Here is a 15,042-nt window from a genome sequence, read left to right as displayed (position 1 = left end):
TCCAAACCAGTAGCTTGCGTTCAACTGCAGGTGTCGATTCAGACTGCGTCTTTGGCCGTGTTGTCGCCGGTGGCAGTCCGAAGCACCTGGGCGAGTACCGAAACCGGTTGTGCACCGCTCACCGGAACGCCGCCGACATGAATGGTCGGCACCGACCGGATGCCGGTGGCCCCGGCCCGCAGTTCGTCGGCAACGACTTCGCGCTCGCCGTCGTTCGTCGCCAGGAAACTGCGCACTTCGTCCGCGTCGAAACCCGTACCTTCCGCGAGGCTTGCCAGAACCTCGGCCGTGCCGATGTTCCGCCCTTCGGAAAAATAGGCAGAGAAAACTGCCTCGAAGAGTGCTTCGGTCCTGGCTGCATCCCCCTTGGACTGAGCAAGGAACATCAGGCGATGGGCAAGCCGCGTGTTGGGCGTAACCGCGACGCGGTCGTAGTTGAATTCGACACCGGCACGTTTGCCCGCCAGCGTGACGTCGGCATCCATTGCCTGCGAACGTGCCCAGCTTCCGAATTTGGCGCTGCGATAGGCTTTTCGATCGATTCCGTCCTTGGGCATGGTCGGATTGAGTTCATACGGAAGGTACTTGACGGTCGGTGCGACGGCCAGGTCGGCCTCCCGGAGCGCTGCCTTGAGATGTTCATGGCCGATCCAGCACCACGGACAGATGAAGTCGTACGTGACCTGGATTTCGAGCGGATTCATTTGAAGGCTCCTTGCGTTGACGGTGTAAGCACTTTAAGCTTTGCGTCAGATTTAGTGAATATGAAGCAATTGCAATCCAGCGTTGCGGTGAGTGCAAAGATAAAGGACATGGCGTGGACAAGCTTCTTGCGTTGCGGGCATTCATCGACGTCGCGGAAACGGGGGGCTTTTCAAAGGCCGCGCGCCGCATGGGGGTGGCCACTTCGTCGGTGACCCGTCTGATGGACGCGTTGGAGAAGTCGCTTGGAAGCGCGTTGCTGACTCGCACGACGCGTCAAGTGACTTTGACGGATGCCGGTTCCGCGTATCTGGAGCAGATCACGCGGGTGCTGTCCGACCTCGACGAAGCCGACGGGAGTGTGTCCGACACGGGTGTCGACGCAGTTGGGCCGCTGCGTGTTTCCATGCCGGTGACTTTCGGGCGCCTGTGCCTGGGGCCGCACATAACAAGCTTCCTGCAGCAGCATCCCCGCGTTTCCCTGGACCTGGTGCTTTCGGATTCGACCCTCGATCTGGCTGCCGAGCGAATTGACGTTGCGGTACGCATCGGCACACCTGCAAACCAGCCGAATCTGATCGTCAATCGCCTGGCGGAACATCATCGCTATGTTGTCGCGAGTCATGGCTATCTGGAAAGCAACGGGGTGCCCGCTTCACCGGAAGATCTGCGACACCATCAATGCCTGCGTTTTGCGTACCAAGCAGCTTTGCAGCGTTGGTCGTTCACGCGCGCAGGCAGCACCGAGCATGTCGAGATCGATGGCAGACTTTCGGTGAACAACTCGGACGTGCTGCGCGAGGCCGTGATCAGCGGGTTTGGCATTGCACTGCTTCCCCAATGGCTCGTCGAAGAGGATGTGGTGGCGGGGCGGCTCACGCGTCTTTTCGAAGACTACTCGGTCAACCCGCTCGAACAGACCGTCTGCGTTTATGCCGCCTATCTTCCGAATCGCCGCCACTCACGCAAAGTGCATGCGTTGCTTGATTTTCTTCGATATCGCATCACGAACTCCGGCGCGTTCTCGGATGCTTCGAGCTAGGCCGCGATCCTGCGCGCCGGCGCAAGCGGGTTGCGGATCGCTGGGAAATGGATCCGCGCATGGCCGCACACAGGGCGCCGGGCCGGTAGTCGAGGTTGAAACCGTGCCGCGCGGGCAGTTCGCGATGCTCGAGCAGGCTCGCGACGAGGCGGGGCCGAACGCCGGGGCTACGATCGGCTGCGCGTGATCGGCCATGGCGAGATGCCGGAATGGCCGGGCGGCGCGCGCTATCTCGCGCGGTTTCACGATCCGGAAGCCGGCCACCTGAATCCGCCAAAACGCGCGCTCCGGCCAGAACAATGCCCGATTTAACGCTTCATTACGATGGGCCTTCCGGAAAGGTGCTAGATTCGCCCATCGATATCTCGCAATGCGGAGAGGGCAGACAGATGCTGAAGAAATTGGCAGGAATGGCGGTGGTGGTCGGTGCGGCGGCGGTGGTGTCGCTGCCCGCCGTGGCAGGCGACACGAGCAACGCACTGGGCGGCGCGCTGGGTGGCGTTGCCGGCGCGGCGGTCGGCAACGCGATTGGCGGCAGCACGGGCACCGTGATCGGCGGGGCAGTGGGTGGTGGTGCGGGCGGTGCGGTGACGTCGAACAAACGCGAACGCACGGGCGCGATTGTCGGCGGCGCACTGGGCGGCGGCGCAGGCGCCGCTGCGGGCAACGCGATGGGCGGCACGGCCGGCGGGCTCGTGGGCGCTGCCGTGGGCGGCGGCGCGGGCGCGGCACTGGGCGGCCACGTGTCGCGCAACAACTCGCGTTCCAACGATCATCACCACGGCAACAAGTACAAGAACAAGAAGCGCTACAAGCACGACTGACCAGCGGTTCCCCGGCGCGTGTCGACGACGGCGCCGGGGTGCCGTGCATGAACGGCGACGGAGACGGTCAAGCGGTCAATCCGTCTTTCGGTCGCCGGTGATCAGTGCGTTGAGCACCAGATCCGAGATCGTGCGGTAAGCCGCGTCGAAATCGTCGTTTCCCAGTGCACGCTTGCCGAGCACCAGCAGCATCTGGGGGGCGAAATCCGCATACGCCTGCGTGGCTGCCCAGATCAGGAAGAACAGGTGCTCGGCATTGACCTGCCTGACCTTGCCTTCCTCGATCCAGCGTTCGAGCACCCGGATGTCGTCGCGCAACACCGGAATCAGCTGTTTGCGGATTTCCTTTCCGTAGGTCTTGGCCCCACCGATGATCTCCAGCGCAAAAACCCGCGATCCATGCGGGCGATTTCTGGAGAATTCGAGTTTGGCCCGGATATAGGCCGACATGGCCTCCGCGGGCTCGTGATCGGGCGCCGCAAACTCCCGCATCCTGCCGAGCCAGTCCCGCAACACGTCGTCCAGCACGCGTTGATAGAGCGCCAGCTTCGTGGGGAAGTAGTACATCAGGTTCTGCTTCGACAGGCCGGCGGCCGCTGCGATGGTCGCAACGGAACTCCCCTCGAATCCGTAAACGGAAAACGATTCTTCGGCAGCGGCGAGAATGGCCGCCTCGAGAGTGTCTCGCAGCGCTTCGCGCCGGCCATGAGGCCGGCCGGGCGTTCCTGCAGTCGGCTCGGACGGGTGCGTCACGATGCGTCCTCCAGCATGTCGGACCAGCGTCGTCGCCCGCTCAACGCGGGCCTGCTTCAGGATAGGTGATGCGTTCAGGCGCGCGCTGCATGATGACCTTCCCGGCACGGAGCGACAATCGCACCTTGGCCTGGGTGCGAACCACTTCATAGTCGCTATCCGCGTCGAGGATCAGCAGATTGGCCGGCCGGCCGACCGCGATGCCATAGCGATCGCCCAGGGACATCGCATGGGCGCTGTGCTCCGTCACGAAGTCGAGGCATCGCTGCAGGTCTTCGTAGCCGAGCATGTGGCACACGTGCAAGCCGACGTCGAGGATGCGCAGGATGTTGCCGTTGCCGATGGGGTACCACGGATCCTTGATCGAATCCTGTCCGAAGCACACGTTGATGCCGGCGCGATCGAGTTCCGCGACACGCGTAATGCCGCGTCGTTTCGGGAAGGTGTCGAAACGCCCCTGCAGGTGGATGCTTTCGGTCGGACACGAAACAAAATGGATTTCCGACCGCTTCAGCAACCGGAAAAGCTTCGAGCAGTAGGCGTTGTCGTAGGAACCCATTGCGGTCGTGTGGCTGGCGGTGACGCGCGTGCCCATCCCGCGAACCCGCGCTTCCTCGGCAAGCACTTCCAGGAAGCGCGATTGCGGATCGTCGGTTTCGTCGCAATGAACGTCGACGAGGCAGTCCTTGCGCTCCGCGAGTTCCATCAGGAACTTGATGGAGCTCACGCCCTGGTCGCGCGTGTTCTCGAAATGCGGAATGCCGCCAACGACGTCGGCCCCCATGTCGATCGCGCGCTCCATCAGTGCACGTCCGTTCTCGAACGACTCGATGCCTTCCTGAGGGAAGGCGACGATCTGCAGATCGATGAGATCGCGCGCTTCGTCCCTGACCTCGAGCATCGCCTGCAACGCGGCAAGCGTGTGATCGGTGACGTCCACGTGCGTGCGCACGTGCTGGATGCCGTTGTCGCGCAACATCCCGATCGTGGTGTGGGCGCGGGCTTTCGTATCCTCATGGGTAATGGTGGCCTTGCGCTGGCCCCACCGCTCGATCCCTTCGAACAGCGTGCCGCTCATGTTCCACTCGGGTTCGCCCGCGGTCAGCGTCGCATCCAGGTGGATATGTGGCTCGACCAGCGGCGGGATGACGAGATTGCTGCCCGCATCGATGACGTCGTCCCCTTGAGACGTCAGCGGCGACGGCTGGACGTCGATGCCGCGAATCGTGCCCGCATCGATGTCGATCGTGAAGAGGCCGCTACGGCCGCGCAATCTGGCGTTGATGATTTTCATGAGGATTCCTGTGGTTTTGGGGAGCGGGAGGGCGCAGCGGAATCATTCACCCTGAACGGACGGCGCGCGCGTGAACGCGCGGGCGATCTGCAGCAGCACGATGTAGGCGGCGGCGGACGCCGCGATGCCGACGATCGGCGCGATCCACGGCGATGTATAGGCGAGTCCGGCGCCGATTGCATACGCGGCCAGGCCGACCAGGTTGAAGCGCGGAAGGCGAGCGGCGGCAAGCGACGGGTATTGCCCGCGATGGCGGTACCAGTAGTCCGCCATGATCACGCCGCCGACCGGCGGAATGATCGAGCCGAGCAGCACCAGGAACGGAATCAGCAACTCGTACATCCCGCCGACCGCGAGCACGATGCCGATCGCCGCGCCCACGAGTACGAGCGTGCGGCGCCGTTCGGTGCGCAGCAGATGGCATCCGGCGGCCGCCACGTTGTACATCGTCGGCCCCTGGATGGTCCAGAGATTGAGGCACAGCATCACGACCGCCGCGATCGACAGGCCCTGCAGCATCATCACCTCGACGATGTCGGCTTGCTGATAGACGATTGCGCAGTATGCGCCCGCGATGATCATCAGGCCGTTGCCCGCGAAGAATCCGATCATGCTGGCCGAGACGGCGCTGCGCGCGCTGCGTGCGAGGCGGGTCCAGTTGGTTGCCTGGGTCGCGCCGCTGGCAAAGGTGCCGATGACCATGGTCACGGCGGCCGAGAACGGCATCGGATGAGACTGCGCGATATGCGTGAGGCCGGCCCACCCGCCGATATCGCGGGTGGCGATCCACATCGACGTCATCAGAAGCACGAACATCAACGGCACGGAGACGCGCGACAGCACATCCATGCCGCGATAGCCGATGATGGCCGTGATGGAAAATCCGAAGCCGAAGAGGACCATCAACGGCGTGGTAACGGAGGGCGGCCAACCCAGCAGCTTGACCAATACGATCGCCACCGTCGCGGTGCCCCATGCGTACCAGCCGAGTTCGGCGAAGCCGAGCAGGAAATCGGACAGCTTGCTGCCAACTTCCCCGAAGCAGAATCGCCCCATCAGTACCGCATTCAGGCCGCTGCGGGCGGCGATCAGCGCAAGCGATGCCGCATAGGCGGCGAGCAACAGGTTTCCGATGACGGCGATCTGGATCATGCTGACGACGTCGAAGGCGACACCGATCTTGCCGCCGGCAAACATCGTTCCCGTGAAGAACGTGAAACTCAACAACACCATCGTGATGGACAGAAATCCGGTGCGTTTCTCGAGCGGGACTTCGCTCAGCGAGAATTCTCCGTGATCCGATTCGTCCATCGGGCTTGCATCCCGGTTCGTGGGCATCTTGTCTCCCGTCAGCGATTGGGTTGGGTCTGAAAGGGGTTACGGGGGCCGTGCTTGGAGGGGTGACGCTCTGTTTCTGCGCGTCATTCTCTCAGTCCAAAATTTTTACAAGCGTAAAAATTTCGTCCGAGTGGATGGCAGGAATATTCACCGGGCCGGTGCGGTTCACGTGCAACGCGTGTCGTGTATCGGCCGATCCGGCGCGCCTCATGCCACGGGCGAGCGCACAGGTCGAGCCGAGGTTTCCGGTTTCTGCACCCTAGGCCAGGCAGGTGCGTGCGGCTGGCGGCAGGCCGGCCGACTACGGCGATCGAGGAGGGAAGCACGAACCCGCCAGACCAGGACGCCATCGATCTTCGCGGCTGTCGTGACAATCCATTTCGACGCTGGCCGGGGCTGCCAGGGCAGCGAATCTTCAGCTAACCAGACTAACGACGCAGCGTTGATTCATCAGTCGGATGCGCCTTTTTTTTGCTCGCTTGCCTCCGTGAAATTGCCGTGCTAATTTTTCATGAAATTTCTTGGCGAGAATTTCACGGGAGTCCGCATGTTCGCGCAGTCCGACCGTCACGTCGCAAGCTACTACGCCGGCACCTACCCGGCGCCGATCCCGCATCGTCCGGAACTGGACGAACGCATCGACGCCGACGTGCTCGTCGTCGGCGCGGGTTTCAGCGGGCTGCATACGGCGTTGCGCCTGGCGCTCGCCGGCAAGCGCGTCGTCGTGCTCGAAGCGAGCCGTGTCGCGTGGGCCGCGTCGGGCCGCAACGGCGGACAGGCGCTGCTCGGCTGGTCGTGCGACATGCAGCCGCTCGAGGATTCGCTTGGCCGCGACGGTGCGCGCCTGCTGTGGGACAGCATGCGCTGGGCCGCGGCCGAGGTGCGCGAACTGCCCGTTCGGCACGGTTTCGATATCGACTACCGGCCCGGCAGCCTGTGGGCGGCGGTGCGGCCGCGGCGCATCGCGATGCTCGAACAGGCCCGCGACGAGGCGGCCGAGCGCTGGGGCTACGACCGGCTGCGCGTGATCGGCCGTGACGAGATGCCCGAATGGATCGGCGGCGCGCGCTATCTCGCGGCGCTGCACGATCCGGAGGCCGGCCACCTGAATCCGCTGAAGCTCGCGCTCGGCCTCGCGCAGACGATCGAGCGCGCGGGCGGCCGCATCTTCGAGCAGAGCCGCGTGCTCGACTGCCGCGAGACGGCCGGCGGCCACATTGCCCGCACGGCGCGCGGCGAAGTGCGCGCGGACGTGCTCGTGCTGGCCTGCAACGCGTATGTCGACCGGCTCGATCGCGATCTCGCGCGCCGGCTGCTGCCGGTCGGCACGTACCAGGTCGCCACCGCGCCGCTCGCGCCCGACGTCGCCCGTAAGTTGCTGCCGCAGAACAGTTGCGTGATCGACAACCAGTTCGTACCCGACTATTTCCGCCTGAGCCCCGACAACCGGCTGCTGTTCGGCGGCGGCTGCACGTATCTCGGCGGCATTCCGGCCGATATCGCGGCGGCCACGCGCCCGCACCTCGAACGCGTGTTCCCGCAACTGGCCGGCGTGCCGCTCGATTACGCGTGGGGCGGCCATATCGACATCAGCATGCGCCGCACGCCGGACATCGGCCGCCACGGGCAGCGTTTCTGGCTGCAGGGGTTCTCGGGGCACGGCGTGCTGCCGACGCTCGCGGGTGCGCGCGCGGTCGCCGATGCGGTGCTCGGCGACGAACGCCTGCTCGCGCAGTACCAGCGCATCCGCAATCCGCGCTTCCCCGGCGGCGACCGGCTCGCCGCGCCGCTGGAAGCGATCGGCAAGGCCTGGTACCGTTTGCGCGATACCGTCTGACTGCACCGGAATACACCATGAATGAACAGGAAGAGATAGAAAGCCTGGCGATCCTGATCCGCGACCTGCGCAAGCATCGCAAGGTCACGCTCAACGATCTCGCGGAACGAATCGGCCGCTCGGTCGGCTTTCTGTCGCAGGTCGAGCGCGGGCTGTCGCGCCCGACGGTGGCGGATCTCACCGCGATCGGCGAGGCGCTCGGCGTGCCGACCACCTATTTCTACAGCCTGAGCAAGCCGCGCAGCGTGCCGTGGGTCACGCGGCCCGACGAGCGGCGCACCGTGTATTACGCGGCCGGCATTACCGACATCCTCGTGTCGCCGAACATGCGTTCGCGCTTCTCGATCCTCGAAAGCCATCTCGCGCCGGGCGCGAGCAGCGGCGAGCGGCCTGTCGACGACAGCGACGAGCAAGGCGGTTTCGTGCTCGAAGGAGAACTGACGATCTGGATCGATGGCGACGATATGCCCGTCACGCTCGGCCCGAACGACGCATTCCAGCTTCCCGCGCACAAGCGCTTTCGCTATGCCAACCTGACCGACGCGCCGACGCGCGTGATCTGGGTATTCACCTGAGTTGTCGGCGGGGCGGGCGGTGTTGCAGGCCGCCGCGCCACGCAGCCTATTTGCAGTACTGATTTAAATGCGGCGCGCGCGGTCCGGCGTGCCGCGTGAATCCGGTTCGCCGCGCTGCGGCACCGCCATACAAGACATGGAAAGGATGAGACATGGCTGACGTCGTTCCCGCGCTGGTCGATGAAGTCCGCGCATTCCGGCAGGCACACCCCGAGATCCGTTATGTCGACCTGATCTGCCTCGACCTGCCCGGACATTTCTACGGCAAGCGCTACCCGATCGACGCGCTCGAAAAGGTGGCGGCCGGCTCGCTGCTGAAGCTGCCGCAGAACTGCATCCTGCTCGGCACGCAGGGCGGGCTCTACAAGATCGGCGACTACTGTTTCAACGACGGCGACCCGGACGCCGTGCGCCGGCTGATCCCCGGCACGCTGAAGCCGGTGACCTGGGAGAAGCAGCCGCTCGGCCAGATGCTGATCACGACGGACGGCACCGACGCGCCGGTCGAGTTCGAGCCGCGCGAGGTGCTCGCGCGCGTGCTGAAGCGGCTCGCACGGCGCGGCATCCGGCCGGTCGTCGCGTTCGAGCTCGAGTTCTACCTGTTCGACGCGCAGCTCGACGAGGGGATGCCGAAGTATCCGCGCGACCGCCTGTCCGACGATCGCGACGATCAGCCGAACATGCATATCGAGCGGCTGTCGCGCTTCTCCGACGTGCTGCACGAGATGGTCGACGTCGCCTGCCAGCAGGGGGTCGACGCGACCGTGATCACCGCCGAGCTCGGGCCGGGCCAGTTCGAGATCAACTTCGGCCATTGCGACGACGGGCTGCGCGCGGCCGACTGGTCGGCGATGTTCTGCCGCAGCACGCGCGGCGTTGCGTTGCAGCACGGCTATCGCGCGAGCTTCATGGGCAAGCCGTACCTGCATGCGCCGGGCAGCGGGATGCACGTGCACGTGAGCCTCTACGACGATGCGGGGCACAACCTGCTGGCGGCGGACGGACAGCGGCCGCTGCGGCACGCGGTGGCCGGATGCCTCGCGCTGCTGCCGCATTGCATGCCCGTGTTCGCGCCGAATCACAACGCGTTCCGGCGTTACGGTTCGATGGTGAACGCGGCGAGCCGCGCGAGCTGGGGCTTCGAGGATCGCGATGCATGCATCCGGATTCCCGAGTCGGATGCGCGCAACCTGCGGATCGAGCACCGGCTCGCGAGTGCGGACGCGAACCCGTATCTGGTGCTCGCGGCGATCCTCACCGGGATGGAGCACGGGCTCGATGCGAGGATCGAGCCGATCGCGCCGCTCAACGAGGATCGCGGCAGCGGGATCGATTTCCCGAAGGAGATGCTGTCGGCCGTCGCGGCGATGCAGGATCACGCGGCCGTGCGCGAAGGGCTCGGCAGCGAGTTCGTGATGGTGTATTGCGAGAACAAGCGGCAGGAGGAGCTGGATTTCCGCAATGAGATCGGCGCGCGGGAGTATCGGTGGTTTTTGTGATCGGTAACGGGGCAGCGGTTCCTGCGCGGTTGCGTGTTTGTTAAGCTGCGACCTGCACGGCGGCCGGTTCCGGTTCCGCCGCGGGCGACCGGTTGCCCCGAAGCGCAGCGGATGTGCACATTCGGATTCCGGCTTCGCTCGATAACCAAAAAGAGAGGGCCCCGTGACGACCGATCACCGAGATGCCGAACCGCCGTCCACGCGCGTCGATGAAGTCGTGAGTGTGCATGCCGGGCCACCGGCCGCCACGCCGCGTCTCCCGGCCGTCTTGCTGTGGGTGTCCGGCATTCCGCTCTGGGCGCTGCTGGCAGCCGCCGTGGTCTGCGTGTCGCGGGTCGATCGCGACCTGTCGGTCATCGTGTTCATGGGTGCGCTGATCTTCCTCAGCGAGGTCGGTATCGCCGTGTATGCCGTGGTCGCCGTCGTGCTGCTGGCTTACGCAGTGAGTCGCAAGCCATGGCGTGCACCGCGATTTGCGTGGGCGTTCTGGCTACAGGTGCTGCTGTGGGTTCTGGCCGTAGCGCTGATTGCCACGTTCAAGATCGACGATTACCAACGCCATCATCCAGACCCTCGGGAGGCGGCCCGCGGTCAGCAGATCAATGACGACAATGCCCGCATGACGGCCGCATTGCGCACCGACGATGCAGTCGCGTTTCGGCAGGCGTTCGCCGACTGTGCCGACGATTGCGATCGCGCGACATGGGTGAGCGAGGCGATCCGCAAGACCGCGCCGCGCAGCCTCGCGGTCACGCTCGAAGGCGTCAGGCATGCAAGCGAGGTACGCCTGGACAGGAGCGATCCGGAGACATTCTGCAAGGACGGAGTGGCTTATGTGATGCCGCCCGACATCGCGCTGCGCGTCGGTTTTCGAAACGTGCCGGCGATCACGGCTCAGTTCCTGCCGTTGTGGGGCCCCGACGAGCGGAGCGCCGCGCTGCACGGCGCCGCGATGAGCGGGGCGATCGCACTGATGAACCAGCTCGTTGCGCTGGGTGTCGATCCGCAGCATCTGCAAGGCGACAGCCGCTTCGAGAGCCTGTATGCGAGCGCGGCCGCGGGCGCTGCAATCGCATCGGTCGGCTGGCTGGCCAACGCGGGCGTCACGCTCCATACCGCCGACGAGGTGGACGAGGTCTGGTATCAGTTCGCGAAGTGGACCTACGCGAATCCGCCGGAAATCGCTCGCAAGGGCGCAGAGGCGTGGCTCGTCGAATCCGCGAAGATGCCGAGGGATGGCACGGCTGCACAGAATCGTATCGCACCGCTCGAGCGGGCGGTGTATGTCGAGACACCGGTACTCGTGCAGGTGTTGTTGCAACACGGTTATCGCGTTGCCAATCTGGCGCCGGAATATCGGGCGCGTTTCGATTCGATGCAAGACGCGATCCGGCACCCTTTGACGCGGGTACCGGCTGCGGTGTGCGGCGACGATGCAGACTGATCGCGCCGTTGCGTAATACTTCGGGCTCTTATCGGTCCCGCGCCTGCATCATCGGCAGGCCCGCTCCCCACGCGCACGCGAGCGCTTCGATTTCGGCGACCGGATCGGCCTGCCGCGCGGCTTCGTGCGTGTCGGTGGTGAACAGCCGGTGAGCGAAGTCGCGGGCGCGCAGCGTGATGGCCGCCGTTTTCGGGCTGCGCCGCAGCGTGAACGCTACGAGCGCAGCGTCGAGGTCGCGGACGTTGCCATTTCCGTTCCCGTGTTCGTCGAGGCAACGGGCGAGATGCCACGCGTCCTCGAGCGCCTGGCATGCGCCCTGGCCGGAGGTGGGGAGCGGCGCGTGCGCGGCATCGCCGATCAACAGCACATTGCCGCGGTGCCACACGTCCACCGGATCGAGATCGTGCACGCGGATCTTCGCGATCGTGCCCGGCGGCGTCGCGCGCATCACGTCCGCGATGGGCGCCGGCCAGCCGTCGAAGAGCCGTTCCAGCAGCGGGCCCGGATCGTCCGGCGCCGCGTCGTCGTCGTCACTATCGTCGATTTCGGCCTCGGCCCGGGCCGCCGCCCAGTACATGCGATGCGGGTCCACGGCGACGATACCGAATCGCTCGCGCTGGCCCCAGTAGTCGAATATCGACACTTCGTCGACGAGCGGCACATCGCTCTGCGCCACGCCGATCCAGTTGACGAAGCCCTGATAGACGGGGGTGGCGTCGCCGACCACATGGCGTCGCGCGACGGAGTTCATGCGGCCGTCCGCACCGATCACGAGATCGGGGGCGATCGTCGCGCCGTTGTCGAAGCGAACGATCGCGCGGCCGTCGGTGCCGGTATCGATGGCCGTCGCGCAGTGGCCGAAGCAGACTTCGATGTCGTGCGCGGCGACGTGCCGAGCCAGCACGGCCTGCAGGTCGCGCCGCAGGATCGAGCGCGTCGGGAAGCCCATGCGTTGATCGAGTGCGCGGATATCGGCGAGTTTGAACGGGGTGCCGTCAAGGTCCATGCACCGCATCGCGCGCAGGTGGCCGCTGACCGTGACGATATCCGGCAGGAGGCCGAGTTGATCGAGCACGAAGCCGGCATTCGGCCATAACACGACGCCCGCGCCCATCGTCGTCTCGGACGGCCTGCGTTCGTAGAGCCGTATCCGGTGCCCCCGCCCGGCCAGCGCAAGCGCGGTACTCATGCCGGCCACGCCGGCGCCGAGAATGGCGATATCCATGGTGATGCTCCCGTAGGTTCGTGTGCGTGCTCGCGTCGGCGCGGGTTGCTGCGTCGGCGGCCACGCCTTGACTGGATCCGCATCGTAAATTACGGTCTCGAACGGGATAAGCCGTGAAAAACGGCGAGCTTTGATACCTGAAACGGGATAATGATGCGTAGCAAGCTGGATCTGAACGCGGTGCGCGTGTTCGTGTCGGTCGTCGACGAAGGCAGCTTTGCCGCTGCCGCGCGCGTGCTGTCGATACCCGGTTCCAACGTGAGCCGCCATGTGGCGCAACTGGAGTCGAGGCTCGGCGTGCGTCTGCTGGAGCGCAGCACGCGGCACCTGCGCATGACGGAGGCCGGGCGCCTGCTGCACGAGCGCGCGAAGCCGATGCTCGATGCGCTGACGCTCGCCGAGTTCGAACTGACCGCGCAGCAGACGGAGTTGCGCGGCGTGCTGAAGCTCTGCGTGCCCGGTGAAATCGGACCGCGCATGCTCGGGCCGATCATCGCGGAATTTGCGGGCCGCCATCCGCGTGTCGAAATCGATTGCGATACGAGCCTCGCGGGCGTCTCGACGTTGCGCGACGATATCGACCTGTCGATCATCGTCAATCGCGGCAAGCTGGACGACAGCACGTTCGTCGTCCGGCCGCTCGTGAGCTTGCCGAGTGTCGTCGTGGCTGCGCCTTCGCTGATCGAACGCACGGGCATGCCGACCCGGACGGAGCAGCTCAGGCAACTGCCGTGCATCACGACGTTGAGCACGCTGAAAGGGCTGCCGTGGCAGTTCGCCGACGGTGACGGGCGGGTCCACAAGATTCCGGTCGCGAGCCGCTATCGCGTCAACAGCGGCGAGATGGCGGGGCTGGCGGCGGTGAACGGGATCGGCTTCGCGATTCTCGTCGAACGCGGGTGCGCGGCGGAGCTGGCCGCCGGGCGGCTGGTGCGCGTGCCGCTGGAGATGACGCCGGCGCCGCTCGAACTGCTGGCCGCCTATTCGAGCCGCAATTCCGTCAACGCGAAGATTCGCGAGCTGCTGCAGTTGATGCAGGCGCGTTTGGCGGCGGCGGGGGCGATGCCGTCATGACGATCGCTTCGGCAATGCACGCCAGTAGCGCACTTCGTCGATGGACGCACCGTCGATCTCGAACGTCTTGATGTCGTCTTCGGCGACGAAGCCTTCGCGTTCATAGAACGCCCGTGCGCGACGGTTCTTGACCAGCACCCAGAGCGACACCCACTCATGGCCTGTGTCATGCAGCGCATCGCAGGCATGGTCGACCAGTGCCGCGCCGACGCCTTGCCCGCAATGCGCTGGATGCAGGTAGATCGCTTCGATTTCGCCCCAGGTGCGATCCTTGTCGGTGTCGCGCGTCGGGCCGTAGGCGATCCAGCCTGTCGCCTCTCCTTCCGACAACGCGAGCGCGACACGCGGCCGTCCTGCTTCGAGCGCGTGACGCCACGAAGCGGTGCGCTTCTCGACCGACAGGCCGGCGAGGAACGGGGCCGGCATGATGCCCGGATAGGTGGCCTGCCACGATGCGACGTGGATGGCGGCGATGGCCGGGGCATCGGCGGGCGTGGCAGGGCGGATGTCGATGTTCATCAGGGGCGATAGTCGGCGCCGTAAAGCGAATAGAACCGGTACGGCAGATCGCCCAGTTCGCTTTCGATGCGCTCGTACTGGCAAAGCGACTGGAGCCACGCGAGAAACGTGGCCTCGGTCATGAACGATCGTAACGTGTCGACTACTGCTTCGCGCTGCGCGGGATGAATGAAGTCACACGCTGCGGCGTTGCGGCCGGGCGAGCCGGTCAGGCAGCGGGACCCCTGCCAGTCGATTCGCGGGTAGTCGGTGCGGCTGAATGCCGACGGATGCCGGATACGACCCGAGAGCAGGTCGTTCGCACCGACACACCAGAGCATGAGCTGCGCGCGCCAGCGTGGATCGTCGATGCCCAGCACCGATGTCAGCCACGCGTGAATGTCCGGCGTTTCCAGGTATTTGATGCACAGGAACATCGACGACGAAAATTTTCCGCTCGCATTGAACCAGTCGCCGGTAACGGATGATGGTTCGTGAGCGTGGTTGAAGCACGCGGCCGTATCGAGTGCGCCCGATGGCCAGCATCGGGCATCCATCAGGCATTGCCCGAGCGTGTCGAGCACGTCGCGGCGGAACCCCGGGTACGGTTCGGGCGATATGCCGTCGGGGTGCTGCGAAACGAACCCCGTGATCAACCATTCCAGCAGCGCGTGGTGCTGCCCGTCGTGGCTGCGCGGGGTCAGGTGCGCCAGCAAGTAGTGGTACCACCGCTGCCATTCGTCGCTCGGGCCGAACGAGAGCGTGCCGACGACGATTTCTTCGAGCGGCGTGTCGAGCTCCGCGACGTCGATCGATTGCAGATCGCGTTGCAACTCGGCGAACAGCCGGCGCGATTCACCCATGAACCACGCTTCGCCCATCGGCGTGTCCGGGCGCGGAAATGCCGATCGCAGTCTGACCAACGCGGAAGGGGAAC

General features: G+C 65.3%; 14 protein-coding genes and 1 pseudogene. 8 read left to right on the top strand and 7 right to left on the bottom strand.

Annotated features, from left to right (window positions below; translation table 11 throughout):
- Positions 1-38 precede the first annotated feature (38 nt).
- On the bottom strand, positions 39-704 hold the full coding sequence (locus tag LGN19_RS07325) for a DsbA family oxidoreductase (protein ID WP_174955860.1): 666 nt from the start codon (positions 702-704) through the stop codon (positions 39-41).
- Positions 705-817: 113 nt separating this feature from the next.
- On the opposite strand from LGN19_RS07325, the gene LGN19_RS07320 reads away from it, so the two are divergent.
- From LGN19_RS07320 to LGN19_RS07310, 3 genes and pseudogenes are all read left to right on the top strand, one after another.
- Positions 818-1,744, top strand: a complete 927-nt coding sequence (locus LGN19_RS07320) for a LysR family transcriptional regulator (RefSeq protein ID WP_226213734.1) — start codon at positions 818-820, stop codon at positions 1,742-1,744.
- Between the two features lie 121 nt (positions 1,745-1,865).
- Positions 1,866-2,032 (top strand): annotated as a pseudogene (locus LGN19_RS07315) (FAD-dependent oxidoreductase); the annotation flags it as partial.
- 101 nt (positions 2,033-2,133) lie between these two features.
- A complete protein-coding gene (locus LGN19_RS07310; RefSeq protein ID WP_122947685.1) occupies positions 2,134-2,568 on the top strand; it encodes a hypothetical protein in 435 nt (144 codons plus the stop codon).
- A 75-nt stretch (positions 2,569-2,643) separates the two neighbouring features.
- Here LGN19_RS07310 and LGN19_RS07305 read toward each other — a convergent pair whose 3' ends face one another.
- Genes LGN19_RS07305 through codB form a run of 3 tightly spaced genes read right to left on the bottom strand, consistent with a single transcriptional unit; the run spans position 2,644 to position 5,953 of the window.
- Positions 2,644-3,321, bottom strand: a complete 678-nt coding sequence (locus LGN19_RS07305) for a TetR/AcrR family transcriptional regulator (RefSeq protein ID WP_174955854.1) — start codon at positions 3,319-3,321, stop codon at positions 2,644-2,646.
- 40 nt (positions 3,322-3,361) lie between these two features.
- Positions 3,362-4,615, bottom strand: a complete 1,254-nt coding sequence (gene codA / locus LGN19_RS07300; RefSeq protein ID WP_226213733.1) for a cytosine deaminase — start codon at positions 4,613-4,615, stop codon at positions 3,362-3,364.
- Between the two features lie 42 nt (positions 4,616-4,657).
- Entirely contained in the window at positions 4,658-5,953 is a 1,296-nt protein-coding gene (gene codB / locus LGN19_RS07295) for a cytosine permease (protein ID WP_413227197.1), read from the bottom strand.
- A gap of 547 nt (positions 5,954-6,500) precedes the next feature.
- On the opposite strand from codB, the gene LGN19_RS07290 reads away from it, so the two are divergent.
- From LGN19_RS07290 to LGN19_RS07275, 4 genes are all read left to right on the top strand, one after another.
- Complete coding sequence (locus tag LGN19_RS07290) at positions 6,501-7,790, top strand: NAD(P)/FAD-dependent oxidoreductase (protein ID WP_226213732.1); 1,290 nt, start codon at positions 6,501-6,503, stop codon at positions 7,788-7,790.
- Between the two features lie 17 nt (positions 7,791-7,807).
- Positions 7,808-8,365: a helix-turn-helix domain-containing protein gene (locus LGN19_RS07285; RefSeq protein ID WP_122947682.1), complete on the top strand. Its 558-nt coding sequence runs from the start codon at positions 7,808-7,810 to the stop codon at positions 8,363-8,365.
- A gap of 152 nt (positions 8,366-8,517) precedes the next feature.
- A complete protein-coding gene (locus tag LGN19_RS07280) occupies positions 8,518-9,864 on the top strand; it encodes a glutamine synthetase family protein (RefSeq protein ID WP_226213730.1) in 1,347 nt (448 codons plus the stop codon).
- A 364-nt stretch (positions 9,865-10,228) separates the two neighbouring features.
- Entirely contained in the window at positions 10,229-11,308 is a 1,080-nt protein-coding gene (locus LGN19_RS07275; RefSeq protein ID WP_226213728.1) for a hypothetical protein, read from the top strand.
- Between the two features lie 28 nt (positions 11,309-11,336).
- Here the strand turns inward: LGN19_RS07275 and LGN19_RS07270 are convergent, their stop codons facing one another.
- Complete coding sequence (locus tag LGN19_RS07270) at positions 11,337-12,533, bottom strand: FAD-dependent oxidoreductase (protein WP_319000635.1); 1,197 nt, start codon at positions 12,531-12,533, stop codon at positions 11,337-11,339.
- Between the two features lie 153 nt (positions 12,534-12,686).
- Here LGN19_RS07270 and LGN19_RS07265 point away from each other — a divergent pair, with 153 nt between their 5' ends.
- On the top strand, positions 12,687-13,607 hold the full coding sequence (locus LGN19_RS07265) for a LysR family transcriptional regulator (protein ID WP_174956087.1): 921 nt from the start codon (positions 12,687-12,689) through the stop codon (positions 13,605-13,607).
- Here the strand turns inward: LGN19_RS07265 and LGN19_RS07260 are convergent.
- The gene (locus tag LGN19_RS07260; RefSeq protein WP_226213726.1) at positions 13,602-14,126 is read right to left on the bottom strand and encodes a GNAT family N-acetyltransferase; all 525 of its coding nucleotides are present in this window, start codon (positions 14,124-14,126) and stop codon (positions 13,602-13,604) included. The genes LGN19_RS07265 and LGN19_RS07260 overlap by 6 nt on opposite strands.
- On the bottom strand, positions 14,126-14,986 hold the full coding sequence (locus tag LGN19_RS07255; RefSeq protein ID WP_226213725.1) for a hypothetical protein: 861 nt from the start codon (positions 14,984-14,986) through the stop codon (positions 14,126-14,128). The genes LGN19_RS07260 and LGN19_RS07255 overlap by 1 nt, the downstream gene beginning before the upstream one ends.
- Between the last annotated feature and the right edge of the window lie 56 nt (positions 14,987-15,042).

Origin of the sequence: Burkholderia sp. AU30198, from assembly GCF_020419825.1 — a bacterium.
Classification (GTDB): Bacteria; Pseudomonadota; Gammaproteobacteria; order Burkholderiales; family Burkholderiaceae; genus Burkholderia.
This window is presented reverse-complemented; position numbering and strand designations above follow the sequence as displayed.